We start from the raw sequence: 19,309 nt of genomic DNA on the forward strand, positions 1-19,309 counted from the left end.
GGGAGTCGATCGAGCAAATTGATCAGAGCAAAGTCTTCGTCTCAAACCACGTAGGTGTTGCTTCATAGCAAGCTGCATTGGCTTCATTCTCACGCGCTTCTACCCGCCAGCAACAGCTGCGCCCACCATCTCGATCAAGCAGAAGGGCATTGGCCCATTGCCAAACCAGCTCTGCGCTGGACTCCATTCCTACGTTGTCCATCACCCTTAGATCAATAGCGCCTTGATCATTCAGGCTCTGCCATTGAGACAGGAGCGGATCATCAGCATTGGCGAGGAAGGTGTGATCGAATTGGTTGTTGAGTTGTTGTTCCAGATCCCGAAGACTGGAAAAGTCGACGACAAATCCGTAGGGATCAAGCTCTTGAGCTGCAAACCAAAAGGTAAAACTGCGGCTATAGCCATGCACAAATCGACAGTGTCCTGGATGACGCCATTGACGATGACAGCAAGGATATCCAGAGAAATTCTTGCTACAAGTGTAAGCATTCTTCAGTGTCTTAGTCACGGTCGTTCATCCAGAGAGTTACTGCAGTTGGCGTGTGTTTTGAGATTATGTGTAGAGCGTGACTTTGATGTCGTGATTCGATCTATGTGACTATACGGATCAGCTTAAGCGACGAACAAAACCATGTTCAAATAGAAGCCAATCTTCAAGGCAATGCATGTAATGCTTTCCATTGAAGGGAGTTGCCTAGGGGAAGGTAATCTAGAGGCAAGATCTAAAGACTCATCTGAATTCTATGATTTAGATTCAAGGCTCTTGGGTTTGATCATCAACTCATTTGCAAAAGTATATCTAATTGAACAAAAAATCTTCAGGCAACATTTCGGCATGATTGCGGGTATCCATTGATTTCTGGTCAAGGTTTTCAAGTTGGTGCCTCCAGTCCGAGTGCAAGAAGAAGCGTGATATTTGATGTTTTCCGCAATTGGCAAGTTCTTTTCAGCGGAAACCCAGGTCAGGCTCCTTTTGACAAGATTAGATCTGTGATTGGTGGCAATATCTTGGATGGCGTTGCCTGGTGACAAAGGAGATGTGAGAACTGGCAGGTACTAAATCTGGAGAATTGAATTGCTCAGATCTAAGAAGAGAGCAAGAATTGATTGAATTTATTTGCTTGAACCTGCTGCTAGTTAAAGATCGATGTAGCTTGTTTCTATACACCAGTAGAAATAAAATCGGAAAGGTGTCTGTTCAGAGCTTTATCGATGATATAGCCATTGAAATTCAACTTATCAGTATTTGGAAGCTTCCCCTTCTATCTGAGCCTGAGACAAGCCATCTGCTTGATACTGAGACTGAATGCTTTGAGTGGCTCTTATCAGTCCGTAAGCCCACCCATCACCCCTTGATGTCTCTGGTGTCTGTTGATCCTCCCCTCGCCATGGCTAGGGGGGAAATTTCTAATCAGCACCCATAGCATTCGAGATGCTGATGCACTGCTCCATCCGCTTCCAGGTTAAAAGGCCTTAGGAGGGGCGGATCATGCGAGAGCGAAGCAGTTGATGACTAGTTTGGTGCTGAGGGATGATTGCACGGCCGCTCCTGCGCTCCTTGAGGACGAATGCAACCCCTCAGCCCCGCCTTCATCGACCAACTTTGTTTTGACGATATTGGTTTGATTCCAGCGATCTCCCAAGACTGGCTTGATGGAGCCGTTCTGATGATGGCCTGGATGAATCGCACTGCCCTAGAGCAAACATTAAAGAGTGGCCAAGTTCATTACTGGAGCCGCTCGCGTCAGGAGCTTTGGCATAAAGGTGCCACGAGCGGTCATACGCAGATCCTTAAGGGAATTCGTTATGACTGCGATGCTGATGTGCTTTTACTCAGTATCGAACAAACCGGTTTGGTCAGTTGTCATACCGGAGCCCGAAGCTGTTTCTTCGCAGAGGTAAACCAGCATTCGCAGGGAGACTCACTCACTCTTCCACCACCGATGGATGCATGCAGTGAACTTTTTCGGGTGATTGATCAACGCCACACCACACCTGAAGCCAACAGTTATACAAACAAGCTTTTAGAAGGTGGAGACAATCGCATCCTCAAAAAAATTGGTGAGGAGAGTGCGGAATTTGTGATGGCTTGCAAAGACGACGATGAGAAGGCAATTGCTAATGAAGCGGCTGATCTTCTCTTTCATCTGCAAGTCGCTCTTGCCCACCATGGTGTGAAGTGGAGAGATGTGCTTGAGGTGCTCGCTAATAGACGTGGAGCACCGCGTCGAAATTGAATGCTGAACTGTGGCTGATTGAGTGATTCTTTTTAGTGAAATTCCTATCAACGTGGTTGCCCAAAGTTGGTGGATTGTGAACGGATCCACTCAAGTGTGAGCCGATCTCTTTTGGAAACAGTCAAGACAGGCAATGCCCCCTGGGATACGGCCATGACATCGCCAGCATGATCACTGTGCCCCCATAGGCCAAAAGCATGACCTAGCTCATGCAAGGCTGTCGCTTGAAGGACAGGCGCTCTTAGTTCTGGTGAAACCATGACCTTCACTTTTGGCTCAAGTTGGGTTGCTTTTTTGCGTCGAGCCTCAATGATCGTCAGCAGACTGCGGCCATTGCTGGCACGCCAACCCGAGGGGAGCTGTCGCAGCGGAGGGCGTTTCCTAAACACCATCACATGAGCGCGTTCAATCTCAGCGACCTTCGTTAGTGGAATCACTTCAGACCAGCTATTGAATGCAGCATCCACAGCATTGGCCCATCGCTTTAACCAGCGATGGCCCGCAACAGAGCCTTTGGGGTTTGGTTCAATCCATACACACCAATGAGGCAAGCTCGGATAACCAAAACTGGTGGTCGCTAATTTGTCGACATACCCGAGCCCATTTCTGGACTCGGGTAATTGGAGCCCACCATTTAAAACACGCACGTCTTGCGCTGGTGGACAGGGATCTGGAACCATTTGGATTATTGAGAAGGAAGGCCGACGCCGCGGGCCATCAGGGTTGCCAAAAGGGGAATGAATGCAAATCCAATGATTTCGATGTTGATGAACCAACCGAGGCGAGTCACTAACGAGGAACTCACTTCAGGCAGTTCTCCCTTGCGCAGTGGAATAGCCCAGAGGATATAGGTGACAGTTGGATAAAGCGAAAGAGTCCCCGCAACAATAAAGACTCCTACCTTCCACCAGAACAAAGGGTTTTGAGTATAAAAGTCACTTCCTTGGCCGAAATACAACACCCGCAGAATGCCGCTGATCAATAGCGCCAAGCCTGCTACGCCATAAACGATGTCCGTGATTACCATGGCCGTGGCTTCTCCACGATTTGGGGAAGCCTTCAACAGCTTTCGCTCAAGCACCAAGGCAGCAAAGCAAACCATGAAGCTCAGGTAGTGGACGTAGGCAATTCCAGCATTGTTGACAATCTCAGGCATGAGGAAGACTCCCAAGTGGATGGGATGAATGAAATTCGTTTTGACGCTAGCGACATCAAGCTCAATGAACGGCTATCTCAATAGAAGAAGAGGGTGAGGGGGGTCTGCATCAATCAAAGCAACACGACATCCTGAAGAAACTGTTTAATAACGCATAAAAAGTTAATTCCGTACTCTTCCTTACGCAGTCAGGATGGAAACACTTTGGCTCTAGGTTCAATTAAGAGTTGAGTTCCAGATGGTGAGTTCTTTAAGTGCCTATCTTGGGGAGATCGGGCGACATCAACTTCTGACACCTGAACAGGAACTGACAATGGGTCGGAAGGTTCAGGCCATGGTTGCGCTTACTGACCGCTGCCATCTTGCTGGTGGAGCAGGGCCCGAATGCGAATACTCAGATGATCAGCGCCTCACCATTCGTCGTGGTGAAAAAGCCAAGAATCAGATGATCACTGCTAATTTAAGACTTGTAGTGAATCTTGCCAAGCGCTACCAGGGCAAGGGTCTTGATCTTCTCGATCTGATTCAAGAAGGCACGCTTGGACTTACCAGAGCAGTGGAGAAATATGACCCAACCCGTGGCCATAGATTTTCGACCTATGCCTATTGGTGGATTCGCCAGGGGCTTAACCGGGCACTATCGACCCAGAGCAGGACGATACGAATTCCCGTCAATGTGAATGAGAAGCTAACCAAATTAAGGGCAGCAAAGTCAAGACTGATGCAGCACAACGGCTTGCCTCCCACTGCTGAGCAATTGGCAAAAACCATGCGACTGCCGATGGCCGAAGTGGAAGATCTGCTCGCTTGTGAATTACGCAGTGTGACAGTGAGCCTTCAAGGAGTTGTGAAGTCAAAATCCGATCCTTCAGAACTTGCGGATGTCCTTCCCAGCGAAGAGATCCCTCCTATGGAGCGTGCCGAAATGGCGGAAAGAACTGCATCGGTATGGACTTTGCTCAATCGTGCGAACCTCACTCCTAAAGAACGGATGGTGGTCACACTTCGTTTTGGCCTCGACGGATCTCATGAATGGCGCACCCTCGCGGAAGTTGCACGACATATGAGTTGCAGTCGCGAATACTGCAGGCAGGTAGTACAAAGGGCACTGCGAAAACTTCGCAAAGCAGGAATTCAGAGTGGTTTGGTAGACAGCACCCTTTAAGCGATAAACCTCACTGAAAAGTAGGAAATCCGCCCCGAGAAGGGGCGGTGCTCATCTTATGAATACCCATAAATCTGGTAAAAATGGAATGACATCGGCGCCGACAAGCCATGGTTGATGAGGCCACCGCAACTCACACCACCGTCGATGCAACGGTGCTTGAAAGTTCCGTTATTGATCAGAGTCTGTTTCAAAAGGTGTTGCGTCAGGCTGGGCGAAGCCTTGCAAGGCCGGCTTTAGAAGCTTTGGAAATGCTCCTGGATGCATCAACACCTGCACAGGCCAGACTCACCATGCTCGCTGCACTGACCTACCTCATCATGCCCATTGATTTGGTGCCAGATTTGATCCCTGTTGCAGGATTTAGTGATGACCTTGTTGCACTTACCGCAGTCGTAGGCCTATGGAGCAATCACATGACCCCCCAGATTCGTGACCGTGCCCGACGCAAACTAGATCGGTGGTTTCCAGTTGGCGGCTGATGTCAGGATGGTCTGGTCAAGTTGAAGATGAGCTGACCCTCCTGCTGAAGGATTGGTTGAAGCAGCAGGGACGTACCCAGGCAGATCTGCGTCGAAGCCTTCAGGCTGTATCGACTCGCATGCCAGCCTTGCTTGAGGTCTTGGAACGTGAACATCGCCTGGGAGGAATACCACGGGTGGCGGCACGTCTATGTGAAATTGAAGCGGAATGGGTTGGAACGAATGCATCATCTCCATCCAACAACCAAAAAGATGCCGATCCTTTCAGCCAACTAGACCTACTTCTGCAAGAAATCCGCGACGACTGCGGCAGCTGAACCAGATGACAGGCAAAGTGGATCTGAATGACTGTTTCATCATGCGTTTGCCCTTACTTGTGACTTGCCTAGGAATGACTGCCAGTCTGCAATTAGCTGCTCCTCTAAGCCTGCAGGCACAGTCGGAGGGTTGGCTACTTGGACCGAACAGCAGTACAGGTGAGAACAGCAAAGTCGTGCCCAACAACTGCATTGAAGAGGCGGATGGATCCATTACCTGCGATACCAAGATTGAAAATCCCAGCGGCGATACCCCGGCTCGGCCTTCCTACAATCCGTTCAATAACTGAGATCCGCCTTGCGCCGTCTCAAGCGGGCAACGCCTTCTTTCCTCAATCTAGTGGATTGGGGAGAAAGAGTAATTGTCAAGGTTCTCACAGTGATCACCGTTGTTGTGATCATTGCGGCATTGATACAGCTCATCGTGAATGTTGGCAATGAATTGTTCGTTGATTCACAGCAGAGCTGGCTTGGGGATGACTTAATCAAGGTTCTTGGTGATCTGTTAACTGTGCTGATTGCTCTTGAAGTGCTTCAGAACGTCACCAGTTATCTCCGCCGCCACGTGGTACAGATTGAGCTGGTGCTTGTTACAGCGCTGACAGCCGTGGCGCGCAAAGTGATCGTGTTGCCACCAGGATCTGATGATAAACCTCAGTTACTGGCTGGACTGGGGATTGCCTCGATTGCTTTGGCCGGGGCTTATTGGCTGGTTAAGAGAGCGACAATTGATCCGGCCCTTTCTGCTCGTTCCAGAACAAAGCCAACCAAATTGTCCCAGGATGAGGATCAGTTCGTTCCAGTCGATGCAGACGGTGAGGTGCCAAATGCAGGTGATCTCCAACGCTGAGATCAACCCACGCATCGGGATCTTTCAGTTGCATTCGTGCACTCCCCTTCATTAGCACAATCCATTCGTGATCAGTCTGGTCATACCAGAATCCCTCTGGACTAGATGCAGCACAAGAGAGAATTAGTTCTAGGCGCCAATTTGAACCAGCGTGGAGAAGATGCTGTTCTTCCTGTCCTTGTGGAGGTAATGGCCGCGTTAGTAGATTGGCATCGGAAGAAAGCTGCTCGACAGGCTCAAGTTCACCCCAACGGCGTCCAATCTCGAAGCCCCAAGATCGAGCTAACTTCACAACTTGGTTGTGATCTCCACAAGCGGCTAGCAGCTCTCGTCGGCCAGGGACAGTTTCTAGCGACTGAATCATTTTTTGAAGCTGTTGCACCTTGTCGAGGAATCGGTAGAGATCCTGTTCTGCCATCCACTTCTCCAGAATACATTTCCAACTAATGATGCTGACAACAAATTGTTCAAGGCATCAGCGAAATTTTTTTTGGTTGCCTCATCCGCTTTGATCATCACAACACGCATAGAAATACTCAACCGTGAAAACCTTTGAACAGGATTCACAACCTATTTCCATGCCTTACATCAGCCAGCCTATGAGAGCAGTGAACAGCAGTTGATTCGGCTCAAGACCTACTCTAGGCCTTTGTGATAGCCCAGTCCTCTCTTTCACGAGGATGCCAAGCTCATGCGCAACTGTTAAAGCGGTATCAGCAGATCACAACAGATCCCTACGGCAGACTGAGGCGTTACTGCTGATGATTGCATGAACCTACAGATTCGTCTGAGGCGATTTGTATTTGAACTTGGGGGCCAAACTGCAGGATTATTAATCCTGATCTCTACACTCTTGATCCATCCTATTGGCACCATTGCATTGGATGCCGATGCTGGAGGATCGTTATTCAAGCAACACTGTTCAGGGTGTCATGTAAATGGTGGCAATATCATTCGACGTAACAAAACCCTTAGGCTCAAAGCACTAGAGCGCAATGGTCTAGATAATCCTCAAGCAATCGCCAGAGTGGCTCGAGAAGGAATCGGGCAAATGTCTGGCTATGAGGATGTTCTCGGCGATAGTGGAGATCAGCTCGTGGCGGCCTGGATATGGGCTCAAGCTCAGAATGCTTGGACCCAAGGGTAAACCTCAAGAGAGGTCCATATTCCTTCCTTCCAGTAAACGTCTTGCTCTAGAAGCTTCCTAACAACATCAAGACTTGCGGCTTCGAAAATCCCAAAAACATGAGTGCTCCCTTCTGTTGGACCAAGAGTGATCAGAATGCCCTGTTTCTTAAGAGTGGTAAGCCTATTGAGGTGTTCTTCACGAAAAGGGCTTCGCTTTTCAAGTGCGTTCTCGCAGTAAGTACCCCAAAGAACAAATCGTGCCATGTCTGCAGCGTAAAACTCATCGCTAAAATTTGTCTCTTAAAGGATGGCACAAATGGGTAACTAAACGCTATGTTGTTGAAGTAGATTTCCGTTTTACAAATCATGCTCACCGGCAGCGACCTCCTCACGAAAGTCAAAGACCTGGGTGATGTCAGCAAATCCGATCTTGTTCGCGCCTGTGGCTATGTCTCCACGAAGAAGGATGGTGGAGAACGCCTTAATTTCACTGCTTTCTACGAAGCTCTACTAGAAGCTAAAGGTGTAAGCCTTGGAATAACTGGTGTTGCAGGTATCGGTAAGGGTGGACGCAAGCTTAGCTATGTAGCTACTGTTCAGGGCAATGGCAATCTATTGATTGGCAAGGCCTATACAGCCTTACTTGATCTCAAGCCTGGTGATGAGTTTGAAATCAAGCTTGGACGCAAGCAGATTCGCCTAGTTCCCGCTGGAGGAAGCGACGAAGACGAAGATTGATTCATATTTTGAGCTAAGGGAGATTCAGAGAAGATCGTTCCAACCTCATTTGAATCACGCAAGCCCTGGAAATCTTCCAGGGCTTTTTTTGTTGATGTCTTAAGGCAGGATGATAGATATGACCAAGTTAAAACTCATCCAGCAGCGTTGCGCAGCTCCTTGCAGAAAAGACCCGCTTCTTGAGCAACAAATCCAGGAGCCGCAGCAGCCATTCGTTTCACTAGAGCACTGCCAACAATGGCTCCATCAGCACCCCAACTTCGCACCTGCCGTACTTGCTGAGGCCCAGAAATTCCAAATCCGACTGCTACAGGATTGGAGCCGGACAATTTGAGTTGCTGCACCAAGGATTCAACACGTTCCTCCATGACAGAACGTTCTCCAGTAACTCCCGTCACGCTTACTAAATAGGTAAATCCCCTGCTGCTTTCTGCAATCCTTGCCATACGCTCCGCAGGTGTAGTAGGAGCCACCAGAAGAACCAGATCAAGTCCACGAGCAGAAGCCAAGGGAGAAAGACGCTCAGCTTCCTCAAGTGGAAGATCTGGGACCACAAGACCGGCAACTCCAGCCTCAGCCGCTTCATCACAGAAACGCTCCATGCCCCGGTTGAACAATGGATTGGTGTAGGTGAACAGGATCACAGGAATGGAAAGTTTGCCCCGCAAGTCAATCAACATCTGCAAGACCCGAGCTGGTGTCGTACCAGAAGCCAGTGCTCGAGAAGCAGCTGCCTGAATCACCGGACCATCGGCGAGAGGATCGCTATAGGGAATGCCCAGCTCGATCATGTCCGCGCCAGATTGCTCCAGGCTGAGCAATACCTCAGCAGTGGTTGCCAGATCAGGATCACCAGCCATTAGGAAAGGCATGAGTGCAAGGCGTCCCTCAGCTTGTACTCGTTGGAAGCGACTGCTGATTGTGGCTTGTGTATTGGATTTAGGTGCCAAGAAATCTGCCATAGCAATCATTAGAAGAAGGCGTGAGGGGGGCAAACGCCCTAGAACCTATGGGTCAGAGGGGGCTTGTGGCTTAGGATTTTCATCCTCAATATCCTTCAGTAAGGAAACTTTCTCAGCATCAGGTAATGCATCGAAGCGAGTCTGAAGTTCAGCAGCTGATAGATTTTCATAGGCCTGTTGATAACGTCGCCGTTGCTGCATGAAGGTCATATTCCCTGAAACCACTCGAAGTAGATATGATCCCGTCCATGCGACAACAACCACAACAAGAAGTGATTGAGCAGCGATACCGGCAGAAATACTATCCAGGCCAGCAAATCTCAATACACTGTAAGCGATGCCCCCGAGTATCAAAACAAGAAAGCCCAGCTGAATGACCTTGGCACGCGTCATATGTTCAAACCTCTCTTTGACCATTAAGGCGAAGATTCAAAAAAGGCGCGAATAGAATTAAACCGGGAAAGAATAGGAACACCATTCCGTAGGCGCTTAGACGCTCGAATTTGCCCATACAGTGCCACCGTCTGTTCATCCAGGAATAGAGGAGCAAAGGGACAACAATCAAATAGAGGCCGCCTAACAAGGCATAGGCAGCGAGCACCATCAGCGAGTTGATCGAGATTGGACTGGTGACGGCCTGTAGAAACACTGTCAGCAAACTGCTTCGTGTAAATCTAGGATGCCATTGCGGGCCTTGGCCCAGCCATTGCCGGGGGCATGGCGGAATTGGTAGACGCAAGCGACTTAAAATCGCTTGTCCTGAAAAGGACGTGGGGGTTCAAGTCCCCCTGCCCCCACTGGTGATCATGGCAACGAGCCAAATATTTTCCCCATTTGTGTAGAGATTCAAGTTGCTAGCCAGACCCCAATCGGATCCTTGATTGCCAGGTCGAGCAATGGTGCAATTAATGCGCTCCGATGCGTGCTTTATCAATCAACCGAAACAGACCAGCCCAACAGTTCGCCAGCATGAAATGGAACTAAGTGTTCGGAAGAATCTGCGTTCGTTTGTCCGCTAAAAGTAGCTGGTACAACATGAGCTCGTCGTATCAGTTTGATTGAGGTGTTATTGAGGGGCAAGCCATAGAAAGCTGGACCGTATTCACTGGAGAAGGCCTCAAGACGATCAAGTGCTCCTTCCTGCTCAAAGACTTCGGCATAACTTTCCATCGCATAATGAGCATTGAAAATGCCACCACAACTACAAGCACTCTCCTTTGCAGAGCGAGGGTGTGGTGCCGAATCAGTGCCAAGGAAAAAGCATGGTTTGCCACTTGTCGCTGCTCGACGCAGGGCGAGTCGATGGCGTTCACGCTTGGCTACTGGTAAGCAGTAGAAATCACTACGAAAACCACCGAGGAACATTGCATTGCGGTTGATATGTAAATGATGAGGAGTGATAGTGGCTGCCAAATTCGGTCCACCTGTTTCCACGAACTGAACTGCCTCTTGCGTCGTGATGTGCTCCATCACTACACGAAGATTTGGATAACGCGCTATTAGTGGTGCCAGGTGGTGCTCAATAAAAAAGGCTTCTCTATCGAAAATGTCGATATCGACATCGCTCACCTCACCATGAACGAGCAATGGCATCCCAATTTTCTCCATCGTCTCTAGAAGTGAGTTAATCGCTCTTAGATCACTGACTCCCTGCTCGGAATTAGTTGTGGCATGGGCTGGATAAAGCTTGGCGGCGATGAAAACATGCTGTTGATGCCCTTGCTCTAAAACATCTGGAGCCAAACTCTCGTTGAGGTAGGCCGTCATCAATGGCGTAAACGGAACACCATCAGGAAGGGCTGCCAAAATCTGGTCGCGATAGGTTTTTGCTGCTTCTACACTCGTGATCGGTGGCCTGAGATTGGGCATCACGATTGCTCGTCGAAACACCCGAGCTGTGCTGCCGAGAACCGCATGCAGCATGGCACCATCCCTCAGATGGACATGCCAGTCATCCGGTTGACGCAAAATGAGTTGGTCGGGCAAAGAATCCAAAGCCATCAACCCAGAATGAGGTGTAGAGATTTCAGCACCGAAGCAAGACCCAAAAATAAATTTGCTGTGATACACCCTTTCAGGGAGTGCTCCCAAAGATGATGTTTTTGACGTTATGACTCAGTCATTCCTGAGGACAGACAATGACATTGTGTTCTCAGGAGAGAGCCTTGGCCAGCGCAGAAGAGCAAGAAGCGAAAATCAAGATCATCGATAGAAGCATTTTTGCAGCGTTACGCTTTCTAAGTAGAGAGACATCTGAAAATCAGCGTTGGTTCGATTGAGCAACAGCGAATCTTGCAAGTATGAAGACCAAAACCTTAAGATCGTCTTACGCAAGCAACCATGATTTTTGAGAGAGAGGGTCAGGGTTTGCGTTCAGATGCAGAATCCCTTTAGTCCGTTCGGATCACATGCCGCAATTCCTTGAACCGGCTTTACAAGTGCTGGCAGGAATCGGCCTGTTGTTTGGGGGCGGAGAACTGTTTGTGCAGGGTTCCGTCGCCCTTGCACTGATCTTCGGTATACCTGAACTTGTGATCGGTCTCACTGTGGTGGCCTTGGGCACATGTGCCCCGGAGCTGTTCGTCAGTGTGAGTTCAGTGCTCAAGGGCTCCGATGCCCTGGCCGTGAGCAATGTGGTTGGTAGCAATATTTTTAATGTGATGGTGGTGCTCGGCAGCAGTGCCCTTGTGCTGCCACTCAGGGTGGAGAGTCGTTTAGTGCGACGTGATGTTCCTCTGCTACTAGCGGTGTCTGCAGCCGTATGGGGAATGGCTTCATCAGGTCGTGTGACATGGCAGGCCGGAGTAGCCCTCTTGATAGCTCTCGTGATCAATTCTGTATGGGAAATCCGTACGGCCCGGGAGGAACCGGATGGAATGGAGGAGGCTGAGCCGCAGATCAATAGCGAAACTGCCAATGGCGGTTGGATCAAAGCTTGTATCCGCCTTTTGATTGGCATCCTGTTGTTGACCGTCGGATCGAACCAGCTGGTTAAAGGGGCAAGCGATGCTGCTTCACTCTTAGGAGTGAGTGAGACCGTCATCGGACTCACGATCGTGTCTGCTGGCACCTCAATGCCGGAATTGTTCACATCTTTGGTGGCTGCTCTACGAGGCCGCACAGATCTTGCGATTGGCAATGTGGTGGGCAGCAGCTTGCTCAATCAACTTCTGGTCCTGAGCAGTTGTGCCTTGATCTCTGGTGGGGCTGGGCTGCAAGTCGATCGCTTGATCATTGAGCGAGATCTACCTGTGATGGTGCTCACCACGCTTGCCTGCATGCCAATTTTTTGGACCAGGGGACGAATTAGCCGGCTTGAAGGAGGGATCCTCGTAGGGCTCTACGTTTTTTATGTGATCGATCAAGTTCTCCCCCGCACCCTACCCACTTGGCAGGATGGATTTCGATTGACAATGCTCTGCATTGTTCTACCGATTGTTCTTGTGATGATTGTGCTTCAAGCCTTGTTGTATTGGCGTCAACTGCGCAGAGAACGAATAACTCATAGTGTTGATTGATCTAGCAAACATCCTGCTGAAGATGGAGACTAATCGAGTCAACTGATGCGAAGATACCGATATCATGTGACACGAACATCAGAACATATACATCGCCAAGATCATTGTTTGCCGAGCCGTAGCAGATCCCCTAAGGCCTTGCCTGGACCACTCAAATGGCGTAATTGACCAACTAAAAGGATGTATGGAATTTATCTTCAGCAATACTCCCTAAGTCATGGTGACAAACTCCTCAGAAACCGTGGGATGTAATGCCATGGTGCGATCAAAGTCTGCCTTTGTAGCACCCATTGCTAGTGCGATTGATGCCATCTGAATAATTTCGGCAGCATGTTCCCCCACCATGTGACAACCAAGGATTCGATCAGTGTTGCGATCCACAATTAACTTGAGAAGACAACGTGGTCCTCGCTTTGGCAAGGCCTGAGCCATGGATCGGAAGCGGGCGCGGTAGACCTTGACCTGATCTTTGCCATAGCGATCAATCGACTGCTCTTCAGTGAGCCCAACTGTGGCTAGCTCTGGTTGGCTGAAGACAGCACTGGCAACGAGGTCATGATTGACCTGGCGGGGTTTCTGTCCAAAAACACTGTCGGCGAATGCCCTGCCCTCATCGATTGCCACAGGGGTGAGGTTGATGCGGTCTGTTACATCACCAACAGCAAAGATGTGAGGGATATTTGTGGATTGGTTGGCATCCACTGAAATACGTCGACCTTCTAAAACAACCCCAGCAGCGTCAAGGTTGAGTCCTTGCAAAAAGGGTCGTCGTCCTGTAGCAAGAAGAACCCCCCCACAAGAGAAGCGTTCCCCACTCTGGGTTGATAAGACGAGATCACCAGGTTGGCCTTTTAGAGCGGCTGGGTTTTCTCCAAAACGAAGATCAATGCCCTTCCCCTGCATTCCATCCTGTACTGCACTGGAGAGCTCCCGATCAAAGCCACGCAGCAAGTGATCCCCTCGCACCAGTTGGATGACCTCGACGCCAAGGCCATGGAGGATGCAGGCAAATTCACAGGCAATAAATCCAGCCCCCACCACCACCACTCGGTCGGGGAAGCTGCTTTGCATGAACATGTCATCGCTAACCCAGCCCAACTCCGCACCTGGGATATCAGGACGATGGGGACGCCCACCGACCGCGATCAGAATGTGATCGCCGTGAAGTTCCTGTGAAGCATCGATGGCTCCGTTCCTTGAGACAGCCACGCTGTTTGGGCTCGTAAAACTCCCCCATCCCGTCACAAGCTCAACACCGTTTTTGGCTAGCAGGTCAATGTGAAGAGCATTGAGACGATCCACTTCCTGACGCACATTGGCTAGCAACACCCCCGCATTGATCCGTGCATCACTCAACTCAACTCCAAAACTGGGGGCAACTTCAAGCTGTTCCCGATAAAGAGATCCGTAGACCAATAGCTTCTTCGGTACACAGCCGCGAATGACGCAGGTCCCTCCAACACGGTCACCTTCAACGATGGCGACCTTGGCACCATGGCTTGCGGCTCGCTTAGCAGCGGCTAGTCCGCCAGAGCCAGCGCCAAGCACGATCAGATCAAAAGGATGCTCCAAGAGACGAGGATCACTGCATCCATTGTCAACTCCTTAAGAAAGCAACGCCAGGATTACTCAGGGATCGTGACGACAATGATCAGTAAACCTGTCATGACTCATTCAAAACGACGAGTTATGGATTCTCTGCAATCGAGCATTGGCGGACACTCTTGGCTTATCCAAAATCAATGGTTGGTCATTTGATTTGAATCGAGAACCTCTTGCCTAAGCACCTAAAGGCACTCGAAACAGGCATGATGATGCGGCTTCAAATCAAGGATTTATGCCTCCTGCAGCGTCGACAAAAGCTCTTGACTGGCAGGCCTTAGCAGAGCTAACAGTGCCGGAGGCTGATCGAATCAATGGCCCCACCAATGCCCAAGCCACCTTGCGCCTGTTTGGGCAATCTGAAAAAGCTTTAAGGGTCACTCTTTATCGGGATCATCACGCCTGGTGCCCCTACTGCCAGAAGGTGTGGCTTTGGCTCGAATGGAAGCAGATCCCCTACAGGATTCGCAAAGTCACCATGCGCTGCTATGGGGAAAAGGAAGCCTGGTTCAAGAAAAAAGTGCCTTCAGGAATGCTTCCTGCCCTCGAGCTTGATGGTCGCTTAATCATGGAAAGTGATCAGATCTTGTTAGCTCTAGAGCATGCATTTGGTCCTCTAGGTCATCAGTTGGAGGAACCGCGCACCCTTAAGTTGCGAGATCTGGAACGGCAACTTTTTGGAGCCTGGTGTCGGTGGCTTTGCACAGCTCGATTGAATCAGAGGCAGGAACAGGCTTGCCGAGAACAATTCCAGATCAAAGCTCGGATGATGGAACACCAGCTGTCAGCAGAACAAGGACCTTGGCTGGATCCAGCTAGCAATACACCAACCAGCCCATGTCCAGGAAGCGCTGATGTGGTGTTTATCCCCTATGTCGAAAGGATGAATGCCTCATTGGCGTATTACAAAGGTTTTAGCCTGCGGGAAGAACATCCCGCCATCCACAAGTGGTTTCAGGCCCTCGAAGAATTGGAGGTGTATCGAGGTACGCAGGGTGACTTCCATACCCATGCCCACGACTTGCCGCCTCAGATGGGTGGATGCTGGGTTGCACCTAATCCAAAACAACAAGAACTGGCAGAAGCTATTGATTGTGGTGAAGGCCTTGCGGAATTGGAAACCTGCTGGGCTGATCCCGATAACTCAAAGACGCGGCCCGAGGGTTTTGCTCTGTCAAGGGTGTTGAAGCATCACCAACGCCTTTTGGAACTCAACCCGCTTGGAGCTATTCGCTTCGATCAACCCTTAAGGGCCACGCTCACACGAATGGCTTTAGGGGCCTCTTGCTCACCAGATCCTGGTAGTGCTAGAGGATTGCGCTACCTCAGGGATCGCATCTCAGTCCCGCGAGACATGCCACTGCTATCAGCTCGACGGCTGCGCCAAGCCCTTGAACAAACAGCCCAGCTCGATAGCCCTGAGATGGGAGCTCCAATTCCGATTTACGATCGCTTTGATCAGAATCCCAAGCCTTTCCTGACGAGCTGATGCAACTGATTCCTTCAGCATTGGCTGCGGCGTTTTTGCTGTTCCCAATCCATACGCCAGCGCTTGAGATCAATGGTCAGACATCTTTTGTGGCAGTGCCGACTAAGGCAAAATTAATTAACTACAGCAACTATGCATTTGAAGGTGGAGCAAAGTTCTATTTCGTGATCGAGTTACCACAAGGAGCAGATGCTGGTCTCGGCGGAATCAGCTTAAAACAGATTCGAGGTGTCCAGCCTGCTTTCTATTATGGTCCTATTCAACCAAAGGCATTTTTAGGAATGCCACGTCAGGTTGGATCCTCTGTACCGGCATCAGCCAATTTTGAGGACGGCAATCGATCGATCGCTATCAACTTTCAGGAAGCTGTTCCACCCGGATCCAAGGTCACTGTGGCTTTCAATGTGATGACGAATCCACCCGCAGGCCTGTACGTGTATTCGATTTCTGCTATCCCTTGGGGCCCTAATCCCATCCCCCAGGATGTAGGAGTTGTACAGATGAGTGTTTTCTCACAAAGACAATTCTGAAACTCCATAGGATATTTAGATGAGCACGAAGATTTTCTTAATAGGGGCATTCTGGAAATAGAAACCTATTATTTCAAAGTAAAACTCCCTTGATTTTCTAGTGAGGAGTTGATTTGTATGTCGTAAGACAAGCTTTATTGATCATCAGCAAAGAGATAAGACTCTCCTAAATGCAATTTTAGCTCTTAACCTCATCCTCACTACACTCGGCAAGGCTCAGCACACCTACAGCAGTAAAAGCTAAGGCTCCCAATAAGGTTGCTCGGATCGCAACCTGAGGATTAAGCACAGCGGCTATGGATAAATCTACAGGGATAGCAGCGATAGCTGCTTGCATAAACCACAGACATCCGAGGGCATTCATAACAGCCACCCACCAACCAAGATGGTGCGGCTGTATGACGAAGAGACGGCCATGACCTACCTCAAGAAGACCGAAGATCGCCGAAATAACAAACAGCACGGACCCGAGAATGTTGGGAGCAACCTCCAGCATTAGCCATGGTGTTCCATTCAGCGCAGGCAACCCCCAGCTTGAAAATGTCTCCATGTTGAAAAGAACGGTGCCAATGCTTTGGGTTAGCGCACACCAAATTCCACACCAGCCCCAGCGCTGCTTCCGATTGAGCAAACCACGGGTCACCAACAAAGCCTGTTCCAACTGAAACCAACCTCCTGCCGTAAAAAAAACGGAGCCAATTGCCAAGAGCGCTGCACCCGAGCCAAGTTTGCTCATCAGCAAAACACTGCCAATAACGAACAACAGCGGACCAATGATGAACGCCACGGCCGTTCTCACTTCAAGACGATGGACGTCTTTCCCACGCAGTAATGCTTGAACCATATGCTTCGGAGCCAAGGCTCGATACTTTCCTTGATCCAGCGGTCCATGGCCTTTTCGCAGACGACGACTTGTCCACAGCCCCCAACGTGAATGAGCTTCTAAATCATGGGGTCTGTCGCTAACAGGAACATCTTGCCGCCAAGCTGTCGTGCCCCATGGACTCGAATAATGCGACTGAAGGTTTGGAGGATGCTCCCGCTTTAAATTCAAAGCCCCCAATGGGGGGGCATCATCCATGCGCATCAAGGCATTCAACCATTGAACGGCCGAGATGATTAGTAGACGCTGCTTCAGTAGCGTTAAGACTGATCTTTACAGGATGACTCTCGAAATGAGTTATGGCGTTGCGGATGTCGGTAAGTAGGAGATCAGCCATTTCACGTGAGAAATCGCGTTTTACCAAGATCCGCTGAAAGGCTTGATGAGCAAGCTCACCTGTGAATGGATAAGCTGGCACTTGCCAACCACGTAATCTCAGTCGATCAGAGAGGTCGTAAAGGTTAAAACCAAGCTCTTGGCCGGCTCGCAATCTCCATACCACAGTGGGGATGCCACGCGTTGGGTTGCCATCGTGTATCAACTCAAATGGGCCTAGCTTTTTGAGTTCTTGAGCAACATATTGAGCATTGGCATAGCTCGCTCCATGGATGGCTTGATAACCATCGCGACCTAGGCGGACAAAGTCGTAGTACTGGGAGATCACCTGCCCCGCTGGCCGCGAGAAGTTGATCTGAAACGTTGGCATATCGCCTCCTAGGTAACTCACATGGAAAACCAATCCTTCCGGTAGATCACTGGACTCACGCCAAAGAACCCAACCCACACCCAGAGGAGCTAAGCCGAACTTATGGCCAGAGGAGTTGATTGACTTCACGCGCGGCAAACGGAAATCCCAGGGAGCTAGATCAGGGGCACAGAAAGGAGCAAGAAAGCCACCGCTGGCTGCATCCACATGGATAGGAATGTCGAGTCCTTTTCGCTGTTGCAGCTCATCGAGGGCCTGACTGATGGCTTGTACGTCTTCATACAGGCCGTGATAAGTGACGCCCAGGGTAGGCACCACAACGATGGTGTTCTCATCCACTTGCTTCAGCATTCGTTCTGGAGACATGCAGAGCTCGCCGGAGGTCATCTCCACCTCCCGCAACTCAACGTCCCAGTAGCGGGCAAATTTCGTCCAGCAGATTTGTACACTGCCGCAAACCATGTTGGGGCGATCGATCGACTGACCTGCCGCTTTGCGATGTTCACGCCAACGCCATTTCGCAGCCAAGCCACCCAGCATGGCGGCCTCACTGCTACCGATGGTGGAGCAGCCCACAGCTTCACCGGGGGCGTGCCACAAATCAGCCATCATCGAAACACAACGGCGTTCAATCTCTGCGGTTTGGGGATATTCGTCCTTGTCGATCAGGTTCTTGTCAACCGCGAGGGCCATTAGATCAGCCACCTGGTGGCTTTCATAGGTCTGACAGAAGGTGGCCAGATTTTGTTTGCTGTTGCCGTCAAGCAATAACTCCTCCTTGAGCAAATTAAATGTTGTCAATGCAGGACGGCACTCTTGCGGAAAAGTCGCGCGTGGTAATGGTGAGACCAATGCATCAACGGTTTTCCCAATGGCATGTTCTTCCAGATCGTTGGAGAGGGGATTGGAACGATGCAGGGCCATGCTTTTTTCTTCTGTCTATGTCTGACCTTAACGACGTTGTTTGAGCAAGGAAGCCTTGCAAGATGGGACGGTGCAATAACAAACAACTGAGTCGGTTGATGATCCATGAACTCAACACCCCTTCGGAGTTGAACGAGGCCTATGGCCTGATCCGCCACCTTCATCCGAAACTCGGCAAAGCTGATTTCATCAGCCGTCTTGGGCTGCAACGCAATGACCATGGCTACGTGCTTTTGGGTCTTTTTCAAGACCTCAATCCAACTGATCAGAAGCAACCCTCTTCATTGGCAGTCCTGGCGGGATATCGCTTGGCTTCTTCCCTATCGCTTGGCACCTACTTCTATCTGGGAGATCTTGTGACCAACTCCACCTATCAGGGCCAGGGTCTGGCAGTTCAGATGTTGCGCTACTTGGAGGCGATCGCAATGGATGCGGGTTGCAGACAGATCCATCTAGATGCAGGCCTAGAGCGATTTGGGGCCCATCGCTTTTATGCAAAACAAGGGTTCAACATTGTGTTTCACCATTTCGCCAAGGAGCTTGGCTGAAAAGAGTTCCATCAAACCGATGGCTATCAGATCAATCAATCCATAGACGGTTGCAGTCTTGGTAAACGATCTTG

23 protein-coding genes, 1 tRNA gene and 1 pseudogene are annotated in these 19,309 nt (G+C 50.0%); 13 read left to right on the forward strand and 12 right to left on the reverse strand.

Annotated features, from left to right (window positions below; genetic code table 11):
• Window positions 1-22 precede the first annotated feature (22 nt).
• Window positions 23-508, reverse strand: coding sequence for a 6-carboxytetrahydropterin synthase (locus PMIT1303_RS04565; RefSeq protein WP_063419415.1), 486 nt, complete (start codon window positions 506-508; stop codon window positions 23-25).
• Between the two features lie 1,060 nt (window positions 509-1,568).
• Here PMIT1303_RS04565 and hisIE point away from each other — a divergent pair.
• A complete protein-coding gene (hisIE, locus tag PMIT1303_RS04580) occupies window positions 1,569-2,237 on the forward strand; it encodes a bifunctional phosphoribosyl-AMP cyclohydrolase/phosphoribosyl-ATP diphosphatase HisIE (RefSeq protein ID WP_063397716.1) in 669 nt (222 codons plus the stop codon).
• Between the two features lie 47 nt (window positions 2,238-2,284).
• On the opposite strand, the gene PMIT1303_RS04585 is transcribed toward hisIE, so the two are convergent.
• Both PMIT1303_RS04585 and PMIT1303_RS04590 read right to left on the reverse strand, forming a co-directional pair.
• Window positions 2,285-2,917, reverse strand: a complete 633-nt coding sequence (locus tag PMIT1303_RS04585; RefSeq protein ID WP_063397717.1) for a hypothetical protein — start codon at window positions 2,915-2,917, stop codon at window positions 2,285-2,287.
• Window positions 2,918-2,922: 5 nt separating this feature from the next.
• Window positions 2,923-3,393, reverse strand: a complete 471-nt coding sequence (locus PMIT1303_RS04590; RefSeq protein ID WP_011826454.1) for a DUF2214 family protein — start codon at window positions 3,391-3,393, stop codon at window positions 2,923-2,925.
• A gap of 238 nt (window positions 3,394-3,631) precedes the next feature.
• On the opposite strand from PMIT1303_RS04590, the gene PMIT1303_RS04595 reads away from it, so the two are divergent.
• From PMIT1303_RS04595 to PMIT1303_RS04615, 5 genes are all read left to right on the forward strand, one after another.
• Complete coding sequence (locus PMIT1303_RS04595) at window positions 3,632-4,558, forward strand: RNA polymerase sigma factor RpoD/SigA (RefSeq protein ID WP_063397718.1); 927 nt, start codon at window positions 3,632-3,634, stop codon at window positions 4,556-4,558.
• 110 nt (window positions 4,559-4,668) lie between these two features.
• Window positions 4,669-5,040, forward strand: coding sequence for a YkvA family protein (locus PMIT1303_RS04600; protein WP_011129836.1), 372 nt, complete (start codon window positions 4,669-4,671; stop codon window positions 5,038-5,040).
• Complete coding sequence (locus PMIT1303_RS04605) at window positions 5,040-5,357, forward strand: hypothetical protein (RefSeq protein WP_011826450.1); 318 nt, start codon at window positions 5,040-5,042, stop codon at window positions 5,355-5,357. Before PMIT1303_RS04600 ends, PMIT1303_RS04605 begins: the two co-directional genes overlap by 1 nt.
• Before the next feature lie 5 nt (window positions 5,358-5,362).
• The gene (locus PMIT1303_RS04610; RefSeq protein WP_063397719.1) at window positions 5,363-5,647 is read left to right on the forward strand and encodes a hypothetical protein; all 285 of its coding nucleotides are present in this window, start codon (window positions 5,363-5,365) and stop codon (window positions 5,645-5,647) included.
• A gap of 8 nt (window positions 5,648-5,655) precedes the next feature.
• Window positions 5,656-6,207: a phosphate-starvation-inducible PsiE family protein gene (locus PMIT1303_RS04615; protein ID WP_063397720.1), complete on the forward strand. Its 552-nt coding sequence runs from the start codon at window positions 5,656-5,658 to the stop codon at window positions 6,205-6,207.
• Here the strand turns inward: PMIT1303_RS04615 and PMIT1303_RS12775 are convergent.
• A pseudogene (locus PMIT1303_RS12775) lies at window positions 6,170-6,625 on the reverse strand (Nif11 domain/cupin domain-containing protein); the annotation flags it as partial. The gene PMIT1303_RS04615 and the pseudogene PMIT1303_RS12775 sit on opposite strands and share 38 nt — an antisense overlap.
• A gap of 351 nt (window positions 6,626-6,976) precedes the next feature.
• Between PMIT1303_RS12775 and PMIT1303_RS04625 the strand changes: the two are divergent.
• Window positions 6,977-7,354, forward strand: a complete 378-nt coding sequence (locus PMIT1303_RS04625; protein ID WP_063397722.1) for a c-type cytochrome — start codon at window positions 6,977-6,979, stop codon at window positions 7,352-7,354.
• Here PMIT1303_RS04625 and PMIT1303_RS04630 read toward each other — a convergent pair.
• Window positions 7,330-7,599 (reverse strand): YciI family protein, encoded by a 270-nt coding sequence (locus PMIT1303_RS04630; protein WP_011129842.1) that lies wholly within the window; start codon window positions 7,597-7,599, stop codon window positions 7,330-7,332. The genes PMIT1303_RS04625 and PMIT1303_RS04630 overlap by 25 nt on opposite strands.
• Window positions 7,600-7,701: 102 nt before the next feature.
• Between PMIT1303_RS04630 and PMIT1303_RS04635 the strand changes: the two genes are divergently transcribed.
• Complete coding sequence (locus PMIT1303_RS04635) at window positions 7,702-8,073, forward strand: AbrB family transcriptional regulator (RefSeq protein WP_063397723.1); 372 nt, start codon at window positions 7,702-7,704, stop codon at window positions 8,071-8,073.
• A 134-nt stretch (window positions 8,074-8,207) separates the two neighbouring features.
• Here the strand turns inward: PMIT1303_RS04635 and trpA are convergent, their stop codons facing one another.
• From trpA to PMIT1303_RS04650, 3 genes are read right to left on the reverse strand one after another with little or no spacing between them, the layout of a single operon-like run.
• Window positions 8,208-9,035: a tryptophan synthase subunit alpha gene (trpA, locus tag PMIT1303_RS04640; RefSeq protein WP_041375164.1), complete on the reverse strand. Its 828-nt coding sequence runs from the start codon at window positions 9,033-9,035 to the stop codon at window positions 8,208-8,210.
• Between the two features lie 45 nt (window positions 9,036-9,080).
• Entirely contained in the window at window positions 9,081-9,452 is a 372-nt protein-coding gene (locus PMIT1303_RS04645; protein WP_369818705.1) for a DUF3007 family protein, read from the reverse strand.
• A complete protein-coding gene (locus tag PMIT1303_RS04650; RefSeq protein WP_369818707.1) occupies window positions 9,433-9,639 on the reverse strand; it encodes an NAD(P)H-quinone oxidoreductase subunit L in 207 nt (68 codons plus the stop codon). Before PMIT1303_RS04650 ends, PMIT1303_RS04645 begins: the two co-directional genes overlap by 20 nt.
• A gap of 107 nt (window positions 9,640-9,746) precedes the next feature.
• Between PMIT1303_RS04650 and PMIT1303_RS04655 the strand changes: the two genes are divergently transcribed.
• Window positions 9,747-9,832, forward strand: a tRNA-Leu gene (locus PMIT1303_RS04655).
• 133 nt (window positions 9,833-9,965) lie between these two features.
• Here the strand turns inward: PMIT1303_RS04655 and pyrC are convergent.
• Complete coding sequence (gene pyrC / locus PMIT1303_RS04660) at window positions 9,966-11,030, reverse strand: dihydroorotase (protein WP_063397758.1); 1,065 nt, start codon at window positions 11,028-11,030, stop codon at window positions 9,966-9,968.
• 413 nt (window positions 11,031-11,443) lie between these two features.
• On the opposite strand from pyrC, the gene PMIT1303_RS04665 reads away from it, so the two are divergent.
• Window positions 11,444-12,553, forward strand: a complete 1,110-nt coding sequence (locus tag PMIT1303_RS04665) for a calcium/sodium antiporter (RefSeq protein WP_063397725.1) — start codon at window positions 11,444-11,446, stop codon at window positions 12,551-12,553.
• 210 nt (window positions 12,554-12,763) lie between these two features.
• On the opposite strand, the gene gorA is transcribed toward PMIT1303_RS04665, so the two are convergent.
• A complete protein-coding gene (gorA, locus tag PMIT1303_RS04670) occupies window positions 12,764-14,125 on the reverse strand; it encodes a glutathione-disulfide reductase (RefSeq protein WP_063397726.1) in 1,362 nt (453 codons plus the stop codon).
• A gap of 265 nt (window positions 14,126-14,390) precedes the next feature.
• Between gorA and PMIT1303_RS04675 the strand changes: the two genes are divergently transcribed.
• Together PMIT1303_RS04675 and PMIT1303_RS04680 are read left to right on the forward strand one after the other, a co-directional pair.
• On the forward strand, window positions 14,391-15,644 hold the full coding sequence (locus PMIT1303_RS04675) for a glutathione S-transferase family protein (protein ID WP_063397727.1): 1,254 nt from the start codon (window positions 14,391-14,393) through the stop codon (window positions 15,642-15,644).
• Window positions 15,644-16,174, forward strand: a complete 531-nt coding sequence (locus PMIT1303_RS04680) for a DUF2808 domain-containing protein (protein ID WP_063397728.1) — start codon at window positions 15,644-15,646, stop codon at window positions 16,172-16,174. The genes PMIT1303_RS04675 and PMIT1303_RS04680 overlap by 1 nt, the downstream gene beginning before the upstream one ends.
• Window positions 16,175-16,352: 178 nt before the next feature.
• Here the strand turns inward: PMIT1303_RS04680 and PMIT1303_RS04685 are convergent, their stop codons facing one another.
• Window positions 16,353-17,255 (reverse strand): hypothetical protein, encoded by a 903-nt coding sequence (locus PMIT1303_RS04685; protein WP_231901321.1) that lies wholly within the window; start codon window positions 17,253-17,255, stop codon window positions 16,353-16,355.
• Entirely contained in the window at window positions 17,248-18,687 is a 1,440-nt protein-coding gene (locus PMIT1303_RS04690) for a glutamate decarboxylase (protein ID WP_063397729.1), read from the reverse strand. The genes PMIT1303_RS04685 and PMIT1303_RS04690 overlap by 8 nt, the downstream gene beginning before the upstream one ends.
• 62 nt (window positions 18,688-18,749) lie before the next feature.
• On the opposite strand from PMIT1303_RS04690, the gene PMIT1303_RS04695 reads away from it, so the two are divergent.
• Entirely contained in the window at window positions 18,750-19,235 is a 486-nt protein-coding gene (locus PMIT1303_RS04695) for an N-acetyltransferase (RefSeq protein ID WP_063397730.1), read from the forward strand.
• Window positions 19,236-19,309 lie beyond the last annotated feature (74 nt).

It is taken from the genome of Prochlorococcus sp. MIT 1303 (genome assembly GCF_001631965.1).
Classification (GTDB): domain Bacteria; phylum Cyanobacteriota; class Cyanobacteriia; order PCC-6307; family Cyanobiaceae; genus Prochlorococcus; species Prochlorococcus marinus_D.